Genomic DNA, 19,716 nt, shown 5'->3' on the forward strand with positions numbered 1-19,716 from the left:
TGGATTTAATCTTTCTCGCGCACATGCTAGAAGTGGCGGGAAAATCTAGGTAATGGGGAGTAAAATGGGAAAGCAGCTAGACTTATATCGCAAGTGGAAAAAAGCAAAATCTCAGCTTGAAGAAATTGCTACGTCCGCTGAAACAGCCGTTGTTATTCATTATTCATGCGAAAGCTTTTACGATCGAACAGTGCCAGAGTCTCCCAGAATAACCTCTATAGCTGTACGTAATCTCGATACAGGGCAGACAAAATCTTTTTCAATCCATCTAATGGCAGAACGGCAAAATAAGTTAACCTCCATTGAAGAACATTATAACTCTCTCGAACGCTCAATGCTTGAAGAATTCTATGAGCATGCAAAAACATTACAACATTATAAGTGGATACATTGGAATATGAGAGACGCTAACTACGGTTTTGAAGCACTCGAACATCGCCTTAAAGTTTTAGGTGGAGTTCCTTTCCACATTGACGAACGAAACAGATTTGATCTTTCAAGAATATTGGTCAGTTTATTTGGTGTCGGCTATATCGGCCACCCACGCTTAGAAAAACTAATCAACCTCAACAAGATAACAAGCCAAAATATTCTCACTGGAAAAGAGGAAGCAGAAGCCTTCGTTCAGAAACAGTTCGTTAGATTACATCAATCAACACTTCGAAAAGTTGATGTTTTAGCAAATATTACAGACCGCACTCATCACAACGAACTCAAGACCCTAGCAACTTGGTGGGCGCAACATGGTCGATCATTTAAAGCTATCATTGAATGGCTAAAAGAACATTGGCTAATTTCGGCCATCTCTGTTCTCACAACCACAGGAATCATAATGTTTAAGGCTTGGAACCTGCTTGGCTTATTTGTTCATTCATGATGCAAGCTGGTCGGTGGTGACGTAGATGAGTTCGATGGGGATGACCGCGCCCTTGATTTGCGGCGATCCCTCGACCACCAGCACATTGCTGTCCGGCGCTTGCGGCGTAACACGGTCGCAGCGTCCACTCAGGGTGCGGTTTGCCGCGATAGCGAGGGAAATTCTGCGGTATAGGTTATCAAGCGCGAGATCGCGCGCGGCCTGATCGCCTTTTTGTACAACTGCTTCAACCAGTGCGCGGTGCTGCCAATAATAGGACAGCGGCGACAGCAGCGTTTCCGGCTCCCCAGGGTCGCCGTCGCGCAGGATGATCAACCCGCCGTCGGGGATGCGTTCCGGCAAAACCTCGTTGCGCAGCACTTTGGCATCGCTGATCGTTTGTAAAAGCGCGAACAGCGCCTGCAGGATGGCTTCTCTATCGGTCATTTGGTTTCCTTTTCGTCGGGCCAGCTTGCCGTGACGAGCGACGGCAGGCGGTCGATCCAATTTTTGGCAACGCTGTCGATATCGAAGCGTTTCTTGAGTTGCGCCTGCGGCACGAGAATGAACATGACCACGGTCGCCAAACCGCGTCCGGTCTTTCTCGCGCGGTCGCTGGCAACACGCGCCTTGCCTTTGCTGGTGATGCGGAAATCGTCCGCGACCAGCAATCCCACGCGCCTGTTCCCCTGCGGCGGGACGTAGCGCAGTGGAATGCCAGCCTCGGCAAAATCGGCGGGCGTGATCTTCTTGTTCTGGCGGCGTGTGACGTATTGCGTGGGGATCGCAAGAAATCGGCCATGCTTGCTGCGGATGGTCACGCCATACGCAAAAGCGCCGATGATCTGCGGCGCTTTGGTATAGACAAACCCTGCGGCGTTGATGCTGATGCCGCCCTTGGGATAAAGCTCGCCGCGCCAGCTTTTGGCGAGACGCTCCCCAAGCCCAGCACCCGTCACCTGGCCGCGCAACTCGTTCTTTAAACCATCCGTGGCCTGCCGTATGCCACCGCTGACCGCCTTTTCCGCCGCTTTGACTTCGGCGGCCATGATGCGGCGCAGATCGCCTTGCAGAGCGGCGAGAATCCTCATGTTCTTGTCATGCCTCCGGCCCTCCATGCCTCTTACCTCATTCGGGCCTCGTGTTCAGCGTCCAGATCAGGCGGGCGGCATCGGCCAAAGGCTCGGATTGCACAACATAGATCGCGCCGTCGATCTCCAGCCTGTCGCCGGGCCGGGGCGCGGCGATGTCTGTTGCGCGAATCTCCACCACCATGCTTGTCGTGGCAACCCTTCCCTCGCCAAAGCCCGTCACCAGGTCGGGATTGCGCAAGACGGCCCGAAGATTGAGGGCTGCGCCGCCGCCGATAGGATGCCAGGCGATGGTCGTGGCGAGATGGGGATCGGCGAACAGATCGCCCAGAGCTGCCTCCAGAACGCCGCCTGTCATCAGTTGCCGCTGAACAGGCGCACGGCCAATCGTGGACGCTTATTGACCGGCAGGATCGAGGCCTCGGTGCGCACCTCGATCGCGCCGCCATCCGGACGCGCCAGCTGACGCGCGTAGATCGGCAGGCCCATCGTGTTGACGGTCTCCAGCAGATTGGCGGGCGCGCCGTAGGTGACGAAGGTGTCGAGCGTACCCAGCGGAAACGCGACGCCTTCTCCGGCGGGGAGCAGGGTTTCGGTGGCCCCGGTGGAGAGCGTGACCGTGCCGGCATATTCCTCGAACACCATCCCCGCGAAGGGAAAACGGCGGCGGGCATCCTCGCGCAAAGGCTGGATGCCGGTGGCGTAGAATTTGTAGGCGTCCTCCACCTTGGGATGGCCGATCAGCTTGTCGAAGAACTCCGGGCTGACGAGCGCCAGAACCGAGGTCATGCTTTCGCCCTTGAGTTCGGTCTCGATCTTGCGCAGCACGTCGCGCACTTTGGCTTGCACATTGGTGGTCGCCGTGCCGAGGGCATAGTCCGTCGAGAGCCGCGTCAATCCAAACTCGCCAAAATAGTCATAAAGCGTCGCGCCGGAGCCGTCGCGGACGGTGCCGCGCAAGGCGTTGACCTCCATGAACTCGCGGGTCTGCGCGTGCTTGGCGCGCATGCGGGTGAGCTTGCGCTCCATGACGGTGCCCAGCGGATCGGCGGCGTCGGGAATACCCCCAGCGCGCACGCCCTGGATATCCTGCGGCGTGATGACGTCGTCATGCGGGATCCACGGCACCGAGAAGGAACGCATGGAGCGCAGATCGCGGTTGGCCACGGTCGAAGCCCCGCCCAGAGGCACGCTGGGCAACAGGTTGAGCACGCCTTCCGACTGTTCGATCAGAACGGAACGCTGCGTCACCCCCTCGAAGCGGAACAGGCCGAGCTGGCCCAGGCGCGTATAGATGTTGGGCAGGATATTGATGGCTTGGGTCATATCCGCAAGGCCGTAGCCACCGGCGTCGAAGGGATTGATCATGACGGTCATGAGTTTTCTCCTGATTTAATTGGCAAGAGGGAGCTTTGGTTGTGATTTACGCCGTGTCGCGTGCCACAAGATCGTGAGCGGCAAGCTGGGCGATCTTCGCCGCCTTTTCGGACGGCTGATCGACACTGGGGTCATAGGAGAGCAGCGCCTTGGCCAGCAGAACCGGTCCCCGCGCGGCCACCAGCCCGACAGCGTCGGCGCTTACGGCATCCACGGCTTCCAGCAGCACGGCGCAGGCATCCTGCGCGCCTTCGTCGCCGGCGATCTCGGCCATGGGCGAGAGGCGGTATATGCCGCTGGCCGTGATTTTGCCCAGCACCGCGCCCAGCGCATAGACGGCCCCGGCCTTGAGCGTGACAAGCTCGCGCGAGTAACGCGGCTCCAACTCGTATTTGAGAAGATCGCCAAGCGTCGGGGATTGAACCAGAGCGGTCATGGGATTTCCTTTCTGTGTCAGTGGGGGTTAGGCCTTGATCTTGGCGGCGGCCTGCTGCGCCGCCGCGCGGGCGCGGCGCAAGATGGGACTGTCCACGACCGAGGAAGCAGGCGGTGCCGCCGCGACCACCGCCGTGGCGTTGGAACGCGCCGCCAGTTCGTCAAGCACGGCGCGGCGCAGGGCATCGGCTTTGACGCCGCGCGCCATGGTGTCGGCGACATCCAGCGTTACGCCAAGACGCGCTGCCTGCGCGGCGAGCCGGGCCAGTTCGGCGTAATCGTCGCGCAGACGCTGCGCCAGGCCAGCTTCAAGCGCGGCAGGATCGGGCGGCCCTGCCGCCGCCGCGATGGGAACCGGCGGCACGGGATCGGGATTGGGCATCTCTACGCCTTGGGTTTGAAGATTGGGGGTTTGAAGATTGGGGTTTTGAGGAAGTTGAGCTTGGCTGGTCATGGAAGCCTCCTTTCGAGGGCTTGGGGTGATCAAGGCAAAGGGACGAGGGAGAGAGGCGGCCAGATGGGCCAGGGCCGCCTCGCGGCTCATGACGGCATCGGCAAGGCCCGCCGCGACGGCGCGCTCGCCGCGATAGATGGAAGCCTCGGTGCCGCGCACCGCGTCTTCAGAGATGGCGCGGTTCCGGGCGACCCGCGCCACCAACCGCGCATACAGAGCGTCCAGATCGGCCTGAATATCGGCGCGGGCGCGGGTCGAGAGCGGCTCATGCGCGTTGGCGTCGATCTTGCGGTCTCCGGCAAAGATGAAGCTCCAGGCAAGGCCAGCTTGTTCGTCAGCGCCGCTTTCATCGACATGCACGGCGACCACGCCGATGGAGCCGGCCTCCGCCGTCTGCGTGAGCAAGAGCCTGTCGGCGCAACTGGCCACGGCATAGGCCGCCGAGAGGGCGTTTTCATGCGCCAAGGCCCAAAGCGGTTTGCCGCTGGCTTGTCTCAACGCCTTGATCCGGTCGCACAGGTCGAACAACCCGCCGACCTCGCCGCCGGGACTGTCGATCTCCAGCAGCACAGCGCGAATAGCGGGATTGGTCAGTGCCGCTTCGATGGTGTCGCTAAGAGCGCCATAGCTCACGAGGCCGCTGGCGGCGGCCAGATATCCCGAGCGCGTGACCAACGTCCCCATCACCGGCACGACGGCGATGCCTTCGGGCGTGACCGCCAGGGCTGGCGTCGCATCGCCCTCACGCGGCGCCTCGCCCGACAGCGCCGGCATGTCGAGACCGACCAGGCGCGGACCCAGCACCGTGAGCAGAATATCCAGCTTGGGCCTGGCCAGCATCAAGGGCGCGCCGAACAATCGCGCAGCGATATGGGGGCGCAGGATCATGGAAGCAGTTCATCCGTGGTGTTCGCATCGGGCGGCGCGGCATCGTTTGCACCGTCCAGCGTCAGGTTCTGCGGCAGGATCGTCTGCTGAAACGCGATCCCAAGCTCGGACTCGCGTTGCCGCTCTGCGGCGATCTGCGCGTCCACCTGCGCGATGTCATAGCCGCGCTCGGCGATGGCCTGCGTCCGGCTCTTGAGGCCGGAGGAGATCTGCTCGATCTCGGCCCGCGCGTCCTTGAGCGGATCGACCCAATCCCATTTCGGCGGCAGCCAGTCGCAAGCCAGATAATCGGCGCGTTTGACGTCATAGCCGCGCAGGGTCAAGGCACCCGCCAGCACGGCCATATCCATCCAGCGTTCCCAAACGCGCCGGCACATCTGAAACGCCATGACGGCGTGCTGCCAAGCCTCGACGCGGCGGCGAAACTCCAGCAAGGCCAGCCTCGAGTTGGAATAATTGGCCTTGAGCATGTCGCCTGAGACATAGGCATAGGGCACGCCCGTCGCGGCGGCGATTTGCAAGATCGTGCGGTACTGGAACGGCTCATAAGTCAGGCCGACATCGGCGGGGCTGGAGGTCTGCACCTGTTCACCCGGCTCGAGCATCATGATCTGGCCGGGCTGCACATCCATCACGCGCTCGCCATTGGGCGCTGTTTCCTCGGCACTGTCGAACGGTTCCGCCGGCGCAGGCGTCGTGATGAACAAGGCATGCATCGCCGCGACCTTCTTGCGGTCAAGCTCGGCATCGTCATATTGGTCGAGCAGGAAGAGCTTGACGATGGCCGGAGCCAGACGCGACACGCCGCGCAATTGTCCGGCCTCGGCTGCATCCAGCAGATGAATGACATCCGATGCGGGCACACGCACCGTTTCCAGCGTCGGATTAGCCTGAGTCAGATTGGCTTGCGTCACATCGCCCGGATGGCGCGGCAGGAAGTGATAGGCGACGCGCTGGCCTTGCGCGTCGAACTCGATGCCGCAGCGGATGACGCCGCCTTTGGGCAGAGCCTCGTTCTTCGAAAGCGGCAGCATCTCGCCAGGCACAAGCTGCAGTTGCAGCGGAACCGGCAATCCCGAGGCCGCCGGACGCGCCCGGAAGAGCAGAAAGGCTTCGCCGGCGATGAACATCTCCCGCGCCGCGCGGCGTTGCAGGCCGAAGAAATCCGTCATTCCTTCGGCATCGGCGACATCCGTCCAACGCCCCCATACTTCCATGAGTTTGGATTTGAGGCGCGCATCGGCGATATGGCTCGACGGATTGATCCCCGCGCCGACGGCATTGCCTGCCCAGCTCTCCACGGCGTTCGCGGCATAGCCGTTGTTGCGTACCAGATACCGCGCCCGCGCCGTGATGTCGGGCCCCGCCGCCAGCAACAGGCTGTTAAGATGCAGGCGCGAGGGCTGGAACGTCCGCAAACGCCGATTGCCCTGCGCCGCCTCGAACCCGCCCGCGAAGCCGCCCAGCGCGCCGCGCCACAGGCGGGATAGGGTTTGCCCAAGCGCCATGGTTACAGCCCCTTGCTGCCGCTGGTCAGGATGCGGCGGCGTGGCCGACCGCTGGCCAACACGGCGATGCGCCGTTCCAGATCGGACAAAGCGGCGGCCATCTCGGCATCCGTCGCATAGGTGATGCGCCGCCCCTCGATCTCCACCACGCGCACGCCGCGATACCGCGCCGCCAGCAGCGCCTCGCGCCGGGCATTCATCTCGTCGATGGTCATGGGATCAGCTCAGGTAAGAGGAACGAAAGGTCTTGCGCCGCGATGGCATCTTTCGGCGCAGGACGCCCGCGATGCGTTCTGATGGCGGAGCGGAAGCCGTTTCTGATTCTTGCATATTCACGCCGACTTGCCGTTCAAGCTCGCGCCAGCGTCGTTCGCCGAATTGGTCGATGCCGATTTGCGCCGCTGCGGCGCGGGCATAGACGCGGCAGTCCAGCGCCTCGTTGCGTTCGCGCATTTTGCGCCATTCGCGGCGCGGAAAGCCGTTCTTGTCCTTGACCGTCACCAGCCGTTCGGCGGTGAGTTGCTTGAAATATTCCTCGTCATATTTGGGGAAGTGGCAAAACCCAGGCGGGTAAGGCTCTCCGGCTTCGATCCGCCCGTCCGTCGGCCTGTCTTTGCGCAGATTGCCGTAAAGCTCGGTCTTGCAAAAGGACGCGCCCACCGGCCAGACCAGAAGACCGCGCCGCTTGCGTTTGCCGCCCATCGTGACATCGGTTTTGCCGGGCAGGCCCAAAGCGGCCCCCAGCCCCCGCATTCCCTTGATCGCCATGATCCGGTCGTTCTTTTTGCGCCGCGCCCAGTCATAGACCTCGGGCGTGTAATGGCCGCCGGTATCGATCGCCAGCTTGGCGATCGACAGCCACGCGCCGCTGTCATGCTTGAATCCCTCGCCAAGAATGAAGTCAAGCTTGTCCCAGACATCCGCATGAGCGGGGCATCCCGTCAAGACACGGTAATCCACCGACCAGCATTCGCGGTCGCGGCCCCAGGCGGCGATCTCGATCTCCAAGCGATCGTCTTGCACATCCACGCCGGCGGTCAGGAACAACCCGCCCATAGGGACAGTGCCAAGGCGATAATCCTCGCGGCGGTCGTAAAGCCGCTGCCATTCCGGCGCTTCGCCGGATTCCGTCCATGTCCGCGCCTCGATGGTGTTGACATAGACCTTCATCGCCGCATCGTCCTTGGCCGCGATCTTGCGTTCCGCGATCTGCGCCCATGTCAGCCACGGGCTGTTGAGGCCGGACAGATGAAATCCCGCAGCTTTTCCGACACCAGGGGCATCGGCGCGCCATTGCCCGCGCGCGTTCATCCATGCCTTGCGATGGCTGGGGATGGCGGCGTTGCAATGGACGCAGAAATAAGCGGCTTCCTCCGGCCTGTCCTTTGGCCATTGCAGGCGCTTTTCCTCCAGCACCTGATATGCGCCGCATTCGGGACACGGCACCCACCAGCGGCGGCGGTCGGATTGTTCATATTCCAGCTCGATCCGGCTCAGGCCCTGGATCGTGGGCGTAGACACCAGAAAGATTTTCCGGTTGGCGAAGGTGATCGTGCGCTGGCTGGCCAGACTGACCGGATCGCCTTCCCCGTCCACGTCGAAATCATAGGCGTCCACCTCGTCCAGGAACAGATACCGCACCGGCATGGAGCGCAGGCCCACCGCGCTATTGGCTCCCGTCATCACCAGAATGCCGCCGGGAAACTCTTTGCTCTGCACCGTGTTGCCGCTGTCCCGTGATCGCGCTTCCTTGACGCGCTCGCGCAACACAGGCGTGCCGTCGATCAGGGACGCCACGCGCTGCTTGCTCCAGCGTTTGGCCATCTCCACGGTCGGCTGCACCGCCAGCATCGGGCCTGGCGCATGGTGCATGACGTATCCGATCCAATTATTGCCCGCTTCCGTGCCCCCGGTCTGCGCCCCTTTCATCATCACAATCTTCTCGACAGGACAGCTGGGCGACAGGCAATCCATGATTTCTTTCAGATATGGCGTGCGCTCCGTCCGCCACGGGCCGGGTTCACCCGATGCCGTCTGCGACAAATGCCGATGCGCGTCCGCCCATTCCGACACCGACAGACGTGGGTCGGGCCGCAGCGCGAGGGCGGCATGCGCGAGGCATTCTTGCAGAGCATCCATTAGGAGATGGGCGCGTTCAGGTTGGCAGTGTCGTCGGCGGCATCGGTCAGGATTTGGCGCAGCTGTGCGTCCAACAAATCCCGAACGCGCCTTGGGTCTGTCTCTGCCGCCAGCAGCGGCGCGAGGCGATCCGGCAAATTCAAGGCGCGATCGCGCAGGACGCGCAGCGTGTTGAACCACGCGACCTTGACGGCATCGGTGCGCACCAATGCGCCGGACTTTTCCTCATATTCCAGCTTGGCCAGGCGCGCGTTATAGGCTTCCTTGATCGCGCGGCTTTGCGCGTAACTGGGGCCGCCAACAATAGGCGCATGCGCATCGGCGGGGCGTTCGATCTTGCCGGTGTTTTCCTTGGCCGGTTTGCGCCGCTGCGCGGGGCTGGTGTTGCGCCCCCATGCGGCGTCGGCCTTGACCGGATCAATCGTGCCGTCGGCATCTTTGGCGATGCGCCCGGCCTTGATAGCCTTCAGCACCGCGACATGGCTCACGCCCCTATGCCGCGCATAGGCGGAGACATTGATTCCCATCACGGATCGCACGGCTCAAACGCAAGTGCGCCGCGCCGCCTTCATTCGATGCGATAGACCGTCTCGCCCGAGGCCATGCGGGTACGCATCACCCGCAGCCCCATCTTCTTGCGCGCCACGCGCGAGATCATGGCACGGGCGGTGTGGGCCTGCCAGCCCGTGGCGGTCCTCATCTCGTCCAACGTGGCACCTTCGGGACGGCGCATCATATCCAATAAGCGGGCCTGCTTGCCGCTTGGACCCGGGAGCGGGTTTATCTTGGCCCGCCCCGCATCGCTTGAGGACTCTGCCGAGGCGGCCCGCATCGCCGTCTCGGTCAGCACGAACACGCCGTGATACGAGCCTTCAGGACATATCCGGTCGCGCGGCGCGATCAAGCCTTGATCGATCAGGGGCTTGAGCACCCGGTTTGCGGCACCGCCCTTGACCTGAGCGGGCAGCTCGATGACGCGATCCGGTCGCCGTGCGGCCGCGTCCAGCAAACGGCGTTGCAGCTCGGTCAGAGGACGAAAGCGAGTTTGAGGCATAGGTGTTCTCCCTTGGGTTTCCGGGACGCGCCGGATAGGGGCCTCCCTACCACCCCAAGCCCCGCTCGGAATCATCCCGGCGGAGCGAACCACGACATCGTCGCTTCAAGGGCGGCGCATCCGCCCTCTGACGCCTTCCATGAAGGCTCTGTTCACGCCGGATATCAAGTCAATCCGGCATCATGACGGCACTTTATTAGACTTGACTTCAGGGGTCGCGTTTTGCGCCTTCTTGCCCGTAAAATCCTCCCAACGCTTGACAATCACATCGCAGTATTTGGGATCAAGCTCGATCAGCCTCGCCTGCCGCCCCAGTTTCTCACACGCGATCAGCGTGGTGCCCGAGCCGCCGAAGCAATCCAGCACGATGTCGCGGCTCTTGCTGCTGTTGCCAATCGCGCGTTCCACCAGCTCCACGGGCTTCATGGTCGGGTGCAGATCGTTGACGCGCTGCTTGTTCACGAACCACACATCGCCCTGGTCGCGCGGTCGACCAATTTGCCTTTGATCTTTTGCAGTTTGACGCAGCGTCCTTGCTCCTTCAGAACTTCATTCGCCATGCAGGCTTGAACAAAAATAGTGCCGCCGCGTGTTAGGGAATTATCAAAACCTTTCGAACCAATTGAAAGTTTCCTGCAACATTGATTCTAGCGAGTTTCCTTTCGTAAAGTTGTGATCTGAATTCGGAATGACGGCTCTGCAATTGTCTTTATGCCCAGCGCTATGCCAGGATTTACCGTCTATTTTATAAACTTCAAATTCCTCGCCCTCCGAAGCGCTTATGACTTTTACCGGACAGCCGATGCTTTCTGAAAGCGCGAGGCATTCATCTGTTTTGTAGCGGGTTCGGCCTTCTTTGGCCATTTCGAGACCCGCTACAACTTCATTTCCCCCAAAATTCAAAACACAGAAATCGTCATAGTCCTGACACTCCATGATCTTCCATAGCTCAGGAAGATTAAATGACGGATCCCACAAGGCAATGGCCGCGATGTTCTGCGGCTGCGCAACCATGATAGTCGGGCCACCATAGCTATGACCGGATAAATAGACCTTTTTATAGGAACGGCAGTGTTCTTTCAAAACGGACAGCAAGTAATGCGCGTGCGTTTGAAGCGTGCAGTCGCGCAATTTATGTTCTTGGCTTTGCAGGTTAAACCGGACGACGTCATATCCGCGCTCGACGAAGAAGCGGGTCGTTGCTTCGTGAAGATGCTCATTCATGGTGCCGCAGTAGCCATGCACAATGACGAAACACCTGTTGAGAGAATTCTTTTCTGCGAAGTCCGTTCTGCCATCAATTTCATACCCTTTTGCAGAAGTAAAACTCCATTCCTCAAATTTTCTCATCTCGTTCATCCTTTAGCGTCAACGAACCGTGCCTAAGCCGTGCACTTACGCTAATATGCTGCCAACCAATTGTAAAGGAAGTGCAATCTACGTCCTCTCATCTCGTGAAGAAGCCGAAGCCAGTTCCGCCTTCTTGCCGGTGAACTCTTCCCATCTTCGGACGATCACATCGCAGTATTTGGGATCAAGCTCGATCAGCCGCGCTTGCCGCCCAGCTTTCTCGCAAGCGATCAGCGTGGTGCCGGAGCCGCCGAAGCCATCCAGCACGATGTCGCGGCTCTTGCTGCTGTTGTGGATGGCGCGTTCCACCAGCTCGACCGGCTTCATAGTCGGGTGCAAATCGTTGACGCGCGGCTTGTTCATGAACCACACATCGCCCTGGTCGCGCGCGCCGCACCAGAAGTGATCCGTGCCTTGCTTCCAGCCATACAGGATCGGCTCGTATTGACGCTGATAATCGGCGCGGCCCAGGGTGAAGGTGTTCTTCGCCCAGATGACGAAAGTCGACCATTTGCCGCCCGCCGCGACGAACGCCTTTTGCAGCGTGTGCAACTCGCTCGAGGACATGCAGACATAGACCGCGCCCTTGCAGACCGTCAGCATATTCACACAGGCATCGTACAAAAACGCTTCAAAGCCTTCGCCGAGATTGTCGTTCAGGATGGCGCGATTATTCCCGCGCAGCTTGTCCTTGGCCGTGTTGGCATAATTCACGTTGTAGGGCGGGTCGGTGAACACCATGTCGGCCAGCGCGCCGTCGAGAACCTTTTCGACATTCGCCAGCACGGTGCTGTCGCCGCACAGCAGTCGATGATTGCCGAGAACATAAACATCGCCCGGCTTGGTGACGGGATTCTCCGGCGCTTCCGGCACCGCGTCCTCGTCCATGTTGCCAGATCCAGACTCGGGGTCGGCCAGCAAATCCGCCAATTCCTCGTCGGAAAAGCCGATAACGGGCAGATCGAAACTCTCTTTCTCCAGAGCGGCAAGCTCGGCACGCAACAAATCCTCGTCCCAGCCCGCATTGAGTGCCAGCTTATTGTCGGCGATGACATAGGCGCGTTTTTGCGTCTCGGTCAGATGATCCAGCACGACCACGGGGACTTGCGCAAGGCCGAGTTGCTTCGCCGCCTGCAGGCGACCATGGCCCGCGATGATGCCGGCATCCGTATCCACGAGGATCGGATTGAGGAACCCGAACTCCACGATGCTGGCCGCGATCTGGCTCACCTGTTCTGGCGAATGGGTGCGCGGGTTCCTGTCATAGGGGATAAGCTTTTCCACGGGCCAAACCTCGATGCGGTCAGCCATGCGTGTGTTCAAATCAGACATGCGGTCGCATCCGGCGGCAGATACAGCCAAACCATCCAATCAGAAACTCCCGTCTCGTAGGGAAGCGTGGCCATGTAACCGGATGGGCCGGTTACATGGGGCGGTTACAGGGCGCGGTTACATGGAAGAAAACCGCAAAACGCATGGGAAACACGCGGCTTTGGGCGCGATGCGGGGCGCATGTAACCGCCCGGCCTGTAACCCGTTTTTATCGCCTGACGCTAGCAAACTCGCGCGCTGGGCCCGCCCATATAGGTTTTCCGCCAGGAAGGACCCAAGATTTCAAATACCTAGCAGCACGAGCGAAGCTTTCTCACATTCACTCACACCATCTCACATAGGCAGAGGACCGGAACGCGCCCATCTCTTGCGAGCATGACGGGATTTTGCCTCAAATCGGCGTCTTTTGTCTGCATCAAAAATGTCTGCCAGACACTTTTCTATCCAGCCCGCACAAACACGCCGTCGCGTTCCAAGGCGATGAAGCGACGCCGCGCCCAATTTTTTGGGACGGGCTTGTTGTTCAATCGCCAAGCGATGACGCATAGGCCGTACAACCAACGCTCATGGACGGCGGCGCGGGCAAGCCCGACAGTGCCACAGATGCGCTTCCAGCGTTCGCCCTGGGCGCGCAGCCAGATGATCTTGGCGTCGATCGGATCAAGCCCGATCGTCCAGCCGAGAGTCTGCTCCATGCGGCTGATGGCGGCGGCGGACGGATACGGACGCTTGAAGCGCGGCGCCTCTTGCCCCACCAGATCGCCGAAATCGTGAACGATGCTGGGCCAGACGTTGAAATACCCCCGCACCGCGACAGGCGGCATGCCCTTGAGGATGTCGGCGGCCTCGGCCAGGCGTTCTTCCACCAGTAACGGCGTCCAACCTGTGTCAGTCATGGTGCTCTCCTTGGGGCTGCCGCTTGCCGTAAAGTTTTTCGCCAAGCTGGCGGATCAGTTCCCGTTCGGGCCATGACAGACGCTGGTCATCCGCCTTGACGACGAGGATGCCTTCGCTGTTCCAGCCCATTCGTTTGACGTCTTCCGGATCGGAGCGTTCCCCTCCAAACCCGCGCGGTGTCCATTTCATGCCCTTCATGCCGCACCGCCTTGTTGCCGTATGGCCCAGTAGAGCAAGGCCAGGGCATCGGCCTCGTTGTCGTCTTCGGGCGCGTGGCCGCGCGCCTTGATCGCGGCGATTACGGCGTCCTTGTCGGCGTTGCCTCTGCCCGCGATGAAGCGTTTGATCGTGCCGACCGGAACGCCCTCATAGGGGATGGCGTGGTGTTCGCACCATGCGGTCAGGTGCGCGAGAAACCCGCCATAGGCATGGGCGGCGTCCACGCCGACATGGCGACGCACCTCTTCAAAATACACGGCGTCAATCTGGCCGGAGACGCTCTTGGTTTCCGTGAGCCAATGCTTGAAGCGCAAATAGCGCATCCCCCCGCCCTCGAACCGGCGCGGCTTGAAATGTGCCGTCCCGCTGATGATCGAGCCGTATTCGTTTCGGAGCGCCCAGCCGGTCGCGGTGCCAAGGTCGAGGCAAAGGAGTGTCGGTGTGGTCATGGGCATCCTCCGGTCAGGGTGAAAGCGAAACCCTTTCGACCGAGGATGAGAGAGCCAACCAAAAGGTGGCTCTCTCTCCCGTAGGGAGAGAGAGGGTTTTCCGTGAATCTGGGAATTGGAGTAAGAGCTTGAAAAAGCTGGATGTTTGTCCAGATTTTCAGAATGCCATCCAGAATGCGCGTCATTCTGGAATTGCGATGCAAGCCCATGAGAACAAAGGTGTATTCCAGATTTCCAGAATGCAGGGCGTTCCAGAATTCTGTCATTCTGGCCAGAATGACAGAGATGTTTTTGACGAAAATCATCACCCGATGTCCTCCGGATAGACCCAGACGGAGGGATTTTCGACGGGCAAGATCGCCCCGTTTCCAGACTGCTTGGAATGTGTCGGCAAGAGCGATTTCATGGCGGGAGAAATCTCGCCCGTCGCCTGATCGACGACTTCCTCTCCGGTGGGGACTTCCATGCCTTCGACGCACATCACGCCGTATTTGCTCTTGACCGTTCCTTCCTTGTTGAACTTGATGTAGCCCTTGGTGGCCAGAACATCGATGCGATCGCGGATGGAGTGATTGCCGCCGAGACCGCCTTTGTTCTCGAAGGCTTGGCAGAACTGCGTTGGGGTATAGAGATTGCCCTTGCGGCCTTCGTCAAACAGCAATTGCAGGATGACGTCATGACGGCGGCGACGCTCGTTATCGAGCCGCTCGCCGTAATCCTTATTCACCAGACGCGCGGAATACTGTTCCATCTCGCGCCAACGACCGTCGATCTTATCGACCCATTTGGAAGGGACGCCTTCGCCGTTGCGCAACTCATAAATCAGCTGCCGAAGGCTCTGCTGCTCGTCGGAACGGAACAGAATGATGCCGGTGGTGTAAAAGCTGCGCAGGCTTCCAGCACCGCTCAAAGCCTGAAAAGGATCGTCCTCCAGCATCTTCTTGGTGATCTTCTTCGTATGGTGGGCGAGGATGACGCCTGCATCCGGATTGACCAGAAAGCGCAGCTTCTCCACGCGATCCTGCAAGAACGCGAGCATGGCCGTGTTGTCGTTCTCGCTGCCGTTCTCCCCGGCGTCGAACACATTGCGCAGCGGGTCGATGGCGATGACATCCAGCAGATTCGGATCGAAGAAGCGCGTGATGGCGTCGCGCACCATCTCAACGCCTTTATCGTCAAGCAGCATCCGCACCTGCGGCGTGACCACAAGATTCCGGCGGACGAGCGGCAAGAAATTGGGATCAATGCGCAGATTTCGCAACCGTTCACGCAGATAGTGGTAGCCGATCTCCGCTTGCAGATAGAAGATCTTAAGCGGCTTGGCTGGCTTCATGCCGAGAAACGGCAGTCCCGCAGCCATATGGGCCATCCAGCTTATCAGCAGATCGGTCTTGCCGACCTTGGGCGCGCCGCCGAACACCAGAAGCCCGCCCGGCGTAAGAATGCGCGGCCCGACGAGATCGTCCGGCATGGGGCTGTCGTCGTCCAGCAAATGCCCAACCGTGAAGGCCGGAAGCGCGGATGCTGGCGGAATCGTGATGCGATAGGCGGATGCCAGAAACGCTGGGACGTCCATCCCTTCAATGACGGCATCGGCCACGTCCCAGCCCTGGGGTTTGTCTTCGGGCGGGATCAGGATGGAAAGCGACGCCACGCCCAGCGTGCGTAGCTTGCCGATCACGGCATCGGCGTAACGCTTTCCGGCATCGTCGTTGTCCGGCCAGATACCGACCTGCTTGCCGATTAACGGCGACCAGTCGGTTTTATCCACGGGCGCGTTGGCCCCGTTCATGGACGTGGTGGCGCAAATGCCTTTACCGATTAGGGCTTCAGCGCATTTCTCGCCTTCGACCAGAACGACAGCAGGTGAACTCATTATGCCGGGTTGGTTATAGAGCGGGCGCGGTTCCGGGGCTTTGTGTTTGCGCGTTTTGACATTCCACGGACGAAACTCCTTTCCGTCCGGCGTGTCGTAGCGATAGACGCAGGCGATGAGATTGCCTTGGGCATCGTGGTAATCCCATTTGCCGGTGTACGGGCCAAGGTCGTCGGCTTCCTCTTGCGGTACAGTTTTCGGAACAGGACGCGCGGGCATGCCGAGCCATTCCTGCGCCGAGCACATGATCGCCGGGAATTGCGTCTGATGATCCCAGCCGTGAACAGCACCCCACAACGTAAGGATGTCGCCGCCGTCGCCCGTGGCGAAGTCGTGCCACATGCCGATCTTCGCGCCGGACAATTCCACACAAAGGCTGTCACCCTTGTTGCCTTGGACGTCGCCCACGGTGAATTTTCCGTTGCGGACTTTGCCCTGCGGCAACAGATGGAACAGCGCCTCGCGCAAACGCCCGTGCAACCGCTCCTTCAGATCGTCCATCGTCAGCCGCTCTTCGGGCTTTGGGCGGGTCTGCCCATGCAGATCATCCGGGGCGTCGTTGAAATCCTGCCACGCCCCCGTCATGCCGCCACCTGCCAACACCGTCCGCGATGCGGACAGAAGGTGCATTCGTAGTGGTCGTCGCTGGCGGCAATGCGCGGCAGTAATTCTCCGGCCTCGGTGGCGCGGATGACATTGACGCCGCGATCGCTGGCCTGTTGTGCTAAAGCTGCGTCGAACGGAACCAGCTCGTGATATATCTCCGCCGTGTCCTTGTTGACGGCGGTGAACAGTGCGGGGTTGGCGGAGATGCCAGGGACGCTGCCCTCCATATACGCCTGATAGGTGGCGACCTGCACGGCATAGACGGGCTTTGACTTCTTCAGGCCGTGTTTGACGGTGTCGCGCCACGATTTGGCGTTAAGCGACTTACATTCCCAAATGGCGGGAAAGCTCATGCCGAGATCGGCTGGTGCGGCGTTGATGATGCCGTCCACATGGCCGCGAATTCTGCCGCCTGCGACGGAAAAGCCGAAAGGCTTGCCATCCGGCTTCTGTGTGAACACGGTAAATCCGGCCTGACGCAGCCAATCGAGCGCAAGCGCCTCGAACACATGGCCGATCTCGAAGATGCGTAGCGTCTGGCCAGAGAAATCCTCGTCCTTGGGCGTCTTTGTATAATCGTATTGCAATGCGCGGGCGCAGGACACGCCAAGGCGGCTTGCGCCCAGATAATCGCGCTCCGGCTGTTGGACGCGTGCCGATTGGATTGCGGCGTCGATATACGCGTTGATCGTGTCCGCGATCGTCGGGCGGTGATTAAAATCCAACATCAGAACGGACATCCTTCCTGCGGCTTGAGGCGAAGGAGCGCGTCCTGATAGGCTGTGACGACGACTTCGATCAGCGTCAGAACCTGCGCGCGGCTGTAGGCGGACAAAGGCTTGTCCATGCCGATCTCGGCCACGCATTCGCCCAGCAAGGGCAAGACGGCGGCAAGCGCGGCCTCTTCATGGGGAAGCTTGTCGATCATGCATGGCCTCGTGCGGACTGGATGGCACGCTGGATGCCATCGCGGTTGAAGCGCGCCGTCATCAGGGCCGACGCCTTGTAACGGGTTATGCCGAAGTCGTTGCGATGGTCGGGCAGATATTGGAGCTGCTTATCCGTGGCGGGTTGATGTACCCAGGAGCGTGTCTTGTGCGCGGACTCGTCGGTTTCGTTCGCGTTGAGCCAATCATCCGCCGCCGCGAAACAGACGATGCGCTCACCCGCCGCCAGCAGCCTGGGCGGATGGTTTCTCATGCCGCCCACGGCGTGCCATTCGCCGTCCTTGAAGAACACGCCGCCCCAGGCGTTGAATCCCGTGGCGAGGAAGTATTTGTCGTTCTGTTGCAAGTCGACCCAGAGGAAGCTGGAGCGTTTGAGCAGATCGATCTCGGCCATGACGAAGCTGTTCTCCGCCAGTTCCTTCGTGGCGGCCTGCGCTTGCCATTCGTAGCCGCAAAGCGGGCATTCCTTGACGGCGGCGGGAACCTCCGCGCCGCATTCGGGACATTCCTTGAAGGGCGCATCGCCATCGCCGATCCGGTCGTCGAGATTGACGTCTTGCTCCAGCGACCCGTGCAACAGCGTGGACGTGCCGAAATCGAGGACGACGCAATCCTTCTTATGGATGTTCGGATGCTCGGCGGGATCGAGGGTACGCAGGCCGCGCCCGATCATCTGGATCATGGTGGATTTATACGAGCTGGGGCGTAGCAGCACGACGCAGGATGTCGGCGGGTGATCCCAGCCTTCCGTCAGCACCGCGACGTTGACGATGACTTGTGCGCGGCCTTCGGTATATTCGGCAAGGACGGCGCTGCGCTCGGCGTCCGACATTTGCCCATGGACGAAGACGGTGGGGATTCCTGCGGCGTTGAAACTGCCTGCCACGGCCTCCGCATGTTCAATGGTCGAGCAGAAGACGACGGTTTTGCGGCCTCCGGCTTTTTCATGCCAATGCTTGACGACAGCATCATTGATGGGGCGCGTGTTCATGATCGCGGCAACCGCACCCATGTCGTAATCGCTGGCCGTTTTCTTGACGTGGCGTAATTCGTCCTGCACACCCACATCCATGACGAAGCTGCGCGGCGGGACAAGATGGCCGGATGCGATCAGTTCTTTAACCGTGATCTGGTCGGCTACGTTCGAAAAGATCGGGCGCAACCCTTTCTTGTCGCCACGATTGGGCGTGGCGGTCATGCCCAGCAGCTTCAGGCTCGCATTCGCAGCCTTGGCGCGATCAATCACCCGCATATAGCTGTCGGCACGGGCGTGGTGCGCTTCGTCGATCACCAGCATGTCGATGGGCGGCATGGCCGAAAGGTTGTTCTCGCGGGAGAGCGTCTGCACCATGGCGAAGGTCACGTCCCCGCGCCATGATTTGACCGAAGCGTCGAACACGCCGGTGCCAAGGTCCGGATTGACGCGCCGGAACTTATCCTCGTTCTGGAACGTCAGCTCGTCGCGGTGCGCCAGCACACAAGCCTTGCCGGACGATGATTTGAACATCTCTCCGATGATCGCGGAGAGCATGATCGACTTTCCCGCGCCGGTGGGCGCGACGGCCAGCGTGTTGCCATGCCTGCGCAAAGCCTCCACGGCGCGGCTGACGAGTTCCCTTTGTCTCGGCCTGAGCAACATGCCGCACCTCACCGCGCCCAGGAGGGAAGATTGCTGGCGGGGGCAGCGGACTGCGCTTGCGGTGCGGAATGCTGTTGAGACTGCGGCGGCGCATAGGTCGTTTGGCCGGTGGGATAGCTTTTGTGATCCTTCGTGATCGCCGTCTTGATGACGTTCTTGTCATCGCCGCTGCGCGAATCCTTTTCCACATCGATGCGGGCGGTGAATTCGATGCCGTCCAGATCGCCGATGCCGTTGATACGGCGGGCGGCCATGGCCTGCGGGCTGTCGTCCTTGGCGGAAAACCCGCGCGCAGAATTGAGGATTGCTTTAACGAAGGAGCGCCCCATATTGGCGTAGGTCGGCCCCTTCGGGCTGTGCAGGCCGATCAGGCTCCAGACCTTGCGCCGCGCGAACGGCCCTTCGAGGACGACGAATTCGCAGTTGAGATAGACCGCGCCGCTGTCGCCGAGCGTGGCGTAACTACCCGTCCAGCCCTGGTCGGGATCGTTGTGTCCGCCTGGTTTGATCGTCATGCGCAGGCGGGCGATGGTGCCTCTGGGGATAAGGTCGAATGTTTGTTGGTCTTCGGCGCTGCCGAAATCTTTCCATACGGACAT

General features: G+C 60.5%; 23 protein-coding genes and 1 pseudogene. 1 reads left to right on the plus strand and 23 read right to left on the minus strand.

Features of this window, described 5'->3' with window-relative positions; genetic code table 11:
- Positions 1-64 precede the first annotated feature (64 nt).
- Positions 65-877, plus strand: a complete 813-nt coding sequence (locus IPI58_05905) for a hypothetical protein (protein ID QQR68389.1) — start codon at positions 65-67, stop codon at positions 875-877.
- Here the strand turns inward: IPI58_05905 and IPI58_05910 are convergent.
- From IPI58_05910 to IPI58_06020, 23 genes and pseudogenes are all read right to left on the minus strand, one after another.
- Positions 872-1,303: an acyl-CoA transferase gene (locus IPI58_05910; protein QQR68390.1), complete on the minus strand. Its 432-nt coding sequence runs from the start codon at positions 1,301-1,303 to the stop codon at positions 872-874. The genes IPI58_05905 and IPI58_05910 overlap by 6 nt on opposite strands.
- Positions 1,300-1,947 carry a hypothetical protein gene (locus IPI58_05915; protein ID QQR68391.1) on the minus strand — a complete coding sequence of 216 codons (648 nt, stop codon included), beginning with the start codon at positions 1,945-1,947 and terminating at the stop codon, positions 1,300-1,302. Before IPI58_05915 ends, IPI58_05910 begins: the two co-directional genes overlap by 4 nt.
- Before the next feature lie 37 nt (positions 1,948-1,984).
- Positions 1,985-2,305, minus strand: a complete 321-nt coding sequence (locus IPI58_05920) for a hypothetical protein (protein QQR68392.1) — start codon at positions 2,303-2,305, stop codon at positions 1,985-1,987.
- The gene (locus IPI58_05925) at positions 2,305-3,324 is read right to left on the minus strand and encodes a major capsid protein (GenBank protein QQR68393.1); all 1,020 of its coding nucleotides are present in this window, start codon (positions 3,322-3,324) and stop codon (positions 2,305-2,307) included. The genes IPI58_05920 and IPI58_05925 overlap by 1 nt, the downstream gene beginning before the upstream one ends.
- Positions 3,325-3,370: 46 nt before the next feature.
- Positions 3,371-3,760: a head decoration protein gene (locus IPI58_05930; GenBank protein ID QQR68394.1), complete on the minus strand. Its 390-nt coding sequence runs from the start codon at positions 3,758-3,760 to the stop codon at positions 3,371-3,373.
- 27 nt (positions 3,761-3,787) lie between these two features.
- Entirely contained in the window at positions 3,788-5,101 is a 1,314-nt protein-coding gene (locus IPI58_05935; GenBank protein ID QQR68395.1) for a S49 family peptidase, read from the minus strand.
- Entirely contained in the window at positions 5,098-6,609 is a 1,512-nt protein-coding gene (locus tag IPI58_05940) for a phage portal protein (GenBank protein ID QQR68396.1), read from the minus strand. The genes IPI58_05935 and IPI58_05940 overlap by 4 nt, the downstream gene beginning before the upstream one ends.
- Before the next feature lie 2 nt (positions 6,610-6,611).
- Positions 6,612-6,824, minus strand: a complete 213-nt coding sequence (locus tag IPI58_05945) for a hypothetical protein (protein QQR68397.1) — start codon at positions 6,822-6,824, stop codon at positions 6,612-6,614.
- Between the two features lie 4 nt (positions 6,825-6,828).
- The gene (locus tag IPI58_05950; protein ID QQR68398.1) at positions 6,829-8,748 is read right to left on the minus strand and encodes a phage terminase large subunit family protein; all 1,920 of its coding nucleotides are present in this window, start codon (positions 8,746-8,748) and stop codon (positions 6,829-6,831) included.
- Positions 8,748-9,275: a hypothetical protein gene (locus IPI58_05955; GenBank protein ID QQR68399.1), complete on the minus strand. Its 528-nt coding sequence runs from the start codon at positions 9,273-9,275 to the stop codon at positions 8,748-8,750. Before IPI58_05955 ends, IPI58_05950 begins: the two co-directional genes overlap by 1 nt.
- 41 nt (positions 9,276-9,316) lie before the next feature.
- Positions 9,317-9,802 (minus strand): DUF3489 domain-containing protein, encoded by a 486-nt coding sequence (locus IPI58_05960; protein QQR68400.1) that lies wholly within the window; start codon positions 9,800-9,802, stop codon positions 9,317-9,319.
- A gap of 180 nt (positions 9,803-9,982) precedes the next feature.
- A pseudogene (locus tag IPI58_05965) lies at positions 9,983-10,288 on the minus strand (site-specific DNA-methyltransferase).
- Positions 10,289-10,405: 117 nt separating this feature from the next.
- Positions 10,406-11,152: a hypothetical protein gene (locus IPI58_05970; protein QQR68401.1), complete on the minus strand. Its 747-nt coding sequence runs from the start codon at positions 11,150-11,152 to the stop codon at positions 10,406-10,408.
- 87 nt (positions 11,153-11,239) lie between these two features.
- Positions 11,240-12,463 (minus strand): site-specific DNA-methyltransferase, encoded by a 1,224-nt coding sequence (locus IPI58_05975; GenBank protein QQR70058.1) that lies wholly within the window; start codon positions 12,461-12,463, stop codon positions 11,240-11,242.
- A gap of 461 nt (positions 12,464-12,924) precedes the next feature.
- The gene (locus tag IPI58_05980) at positions 12,925-13,380 is read right to left on the minus strand and encodes a hypothetical protein (GenBank protein QQR68402.1); all 456 of its coding nucleotides are present in this window, start codon (positions 13,378-13,380) and stop codon (positions 12,925-12,927) included.
- Positions 13,373-13,570 carry a hypothetical protein gene (locus IPI58_05985; protein ID QQR70059.1) on the minus strand — a complete coding sequence of 66 codons (198 nt, stop codon included), beginning with the start codon at positions 13,568-13,570 and terminating at the stop codon, positions 13,373-13,375. Before IPI58_05985 ends, IPI58_05980 begins: the two co-directional genes overlap by 8 nt.
- A 5-nt stretch (positions 13,571-13,575) precedes the next feature.
- Positions 13,576-14,049 (minus strand): hypothetical protein, encoded by a 474-nt coding sequence (locus tag IPI58_05990; protein QQR68403.1) that lies wholly within the window; start codon positions 14,047-14,049, stop codon positions 13,576-13,578.
- Positions 14,046-14,354, minus strand: coding sequence for a hypothetical protein (locus tag IPI58_05995; GenBank protein QQR68404.1), 309 nt, complete (start codon positions 14,352-14,354; stop codon positions 14,046-14,048). Before IPI58_05995 ends, IPI58_05990 begins: the two co-directional genes overlap by 4 nt.
- Entirely contained in the window at positions 14,354-16,510 is a 2,157-nt protein-coding gene (locus IPI58_06000; GenBank protein QQR70060.1) for an AAA family ATPase, read from the minus strand. The genes IPI58_05995 and IPI58_06000 overlap by 1 nt, the downstream gene beginning before the upstream one ends.
- Positions 16,507-17,259: a PD-(D/E)XK nuclease family protein gene (locus tag IPI58_06005; protein QQR68405.1), complete on the minus strand. Its 753-nt coding sequence runs from the start codon at positions 17,257-17,259 to the stop codon at positions 16,507-16,509. Before IPI58_06005 ends, IPI58_06000 begins: the two co-directional genes overlap by 4 nt.
- Complete coding sequence (locus IPI58_06010; protein ID QQR68406.1) at positions 17,259-17,459, minus strand: hypothetical protein; 201 nt, start codon at positions 17,457-17,459, stop codon at positions 17,259-17,261. The genes IPI58_06005 and IPI58_06010 overlap by 1 nt, the downstream gene beginning before the upstream one ends.
- A complete protein-coding gene (locus IPI58_06015) occupies positions 17,456-19,117 on the minus strand; it encodes a DEAD/DEAH box helicase (protein ID QQR68407.1) in 1,662 nt (553 codons plus the stop codon). The genes IPI58_06010 and IPI58_06015 overlap by 4 nt, the downstream gene beginning before the upstream one ends.
- An 8-nt stretch (positions 19,118-19,125) precedes the next feature.
- Complete coding sequence (locus IPI58_06020) at positions 19,126-19,716, minus strand: hypothetical protein (GenBank protein QQR68408.1); 591 nt, start codon at positions 19,714-19,716, stop codon at positions 19,126-19,128.

The organism is Alphaproteobacteria bacterium (genome assembly GCA_016699305.1).
Taxonomy (GTDB): domain Bacteria; phylum Pseudomonadota; class Alphaproteobacteria.

Excerpts from the sequence above, each read along its gene's own strand:
- IPI58_05905 (QQR68389.1), top strand. The coding sequence starts at position 65 with ATGGGAAAGCAGCTAGACTTATATCGCAAGTGGAAAAAAGCAAAATCT.
- IPI58_05910 (QQR68390.1), bottom strand. The coding sequence starts at position 1,303 with ATGACCGATAGAGAAGCCATCCTGCAGGCGCTGTTCGCGCTTTTACAA.
- IPI58_05915 (QQR68391.1), bottom strand. The coding sequence starts at position 1,947 with ATGAGGATTCTCGCCGCTCTGCAAGGCGATCTGCGCCGCATCATGGCC.
- IPI58_05920 (QQR68392.1), bottom strand. The coding sequence starts at position 2,305 with ATGACAGGCGGCGTTCTGGAGGCAGCTCTGGGCGATCTGTTCGCCGAT.
- IPI58_05925 (QQR68393.1), bottom strand. The coding sequence starts at position 3,324 with ATGACCGTCATGATCAATCCCTTCGACGCCGGTGGCTACGGCCTTGCG.
- IPI58_05930 (QQR68394.1), bottom strand. The coding sequence starts at position 3,760 with ATGACCGCTCTGGTTCAATCCCCGACGCTTGGCGATCTTCTCAAATAC.
- IPI58_05935 (QQR68395.1), bottom strand. The coding sequence starts at position 5,101 with ATGATCCTGCGCCCCCATATCGCTGCGCGATTGTTCGGCGCGCCCTTG.
- IPI58_05940 (QQR68396.1), bottom strand. The coding sequence starts at position 6,609 with ATGGCGCTTGGGCAAACCCTATCCCGCCTGTGGCGCGGCGCGCTGGGC.
- IPI58_05945 (QQR68397.1), bottom strand. The coding sequence starts at position 6,824 with ATGACCATCGACGAGATGAATGCCCGGCGCGAGGCGCTGCTGGCGGCG.
- IPI58_05950 (QQR68398.1), bottom strand. The coding sequence starts at position 8,748 with ATGGATGCTCTGCAAGAATGCCTCGCGCATGCCGCCCTCGCGCTGCGG.
- IPI58_05955 (QQR68399.1), bottom strand. The coding sequence starts at position 9,275 with ATGGGAATCAATGTCTCCGCCTATGCGCGGCATAGGGGCGTGAGCCAT.
- IPI58_05960 (QQR68400.1), bottom strand. The coding sequence starts at position 9,802 with ATGCCTCAAACTCGCTTTCGTCCTCTGACCGAGCTGCAACGCCGTTTG.
- IPI58_05970 (QQR68401.1), bottom strand. The coding sequence starts at position 11,152 with ATGAGAAAATTTGAGGAATGGAGTTTTACTTCTGCAAAAGGGTATGAA.
- IPI58_05975 (QQR70058.1), bottom strand. The coding sequence starts at position 12,463 with ATGGCTGACCGCATCGAGGTTTGGCCCGTGGAAAAGCTTATCCCCTAT.
- IPI58_05980 (QQR68402.1), bottom strand. The coding sequence starts at position 13,380 with ATGACTGACACAGGTTGGACGCCGTTACTGGTGGAAGAACGCCTGGCC.
- IPI58_05985 (QQR70059.1), bottom strand. The coding sequence starts at position 13,570 with ATGAAATGGACACCGCGCGGGTTTGGAGGGGAACGCTCCGATCCGGAA.
- IPI58_05990 (QQR68403.1), bottom strand. The coding sequence starts at position 14,049 with ATGACCACACCGACACTCCTTTGCCTCGACCTTGGCACCGCGACCGGC.
- IPI58_05995 (QQR68404.1), bottom strand. The coding sequence starts at position 14,354 with ATGATTTTCGTCAAAAACATCTCTGTCATTCTGGCCAGAATGACAGAA.
- IPI58_06000 (QQR70060.1), bottom strand. The coding sequence starts at position 16,510 with ATGACGGGGGCGTGGCAGGATTTCAACGACGCCCCGGATGATCTGCAT.
- IPI58_06005 (QQR68405.1), bottom strand. The coding sequence starts at position 17,259 with ATGTTGGATTTTAATCACCGCCCGACGATCGCGGACACGATCAACGCG.
- IPI58_06010 (QQR68406.1), bottom strand. The coding sequence starts at position 17,459 with ATGATCGACAAGCTTCCCCATGAAGAGGCCGCGCTTGCCGCCGTCTTG.
- IPI58_06015 (QQR68407.1), bottom strand. The coding sequence starts at position 19,117 with ATGTTGCTCAGGCCGAGACAAAGGGAACTCGTCAGCCGCGCCGTGGAG.
- IPI58_06020 (QQR68408.1), bottom strand. The coding sequence starts at position 19,716 with ATGTCCGTATGGAAAGATTTCGGCAGCGCCGAAGACCAACAAACATTC.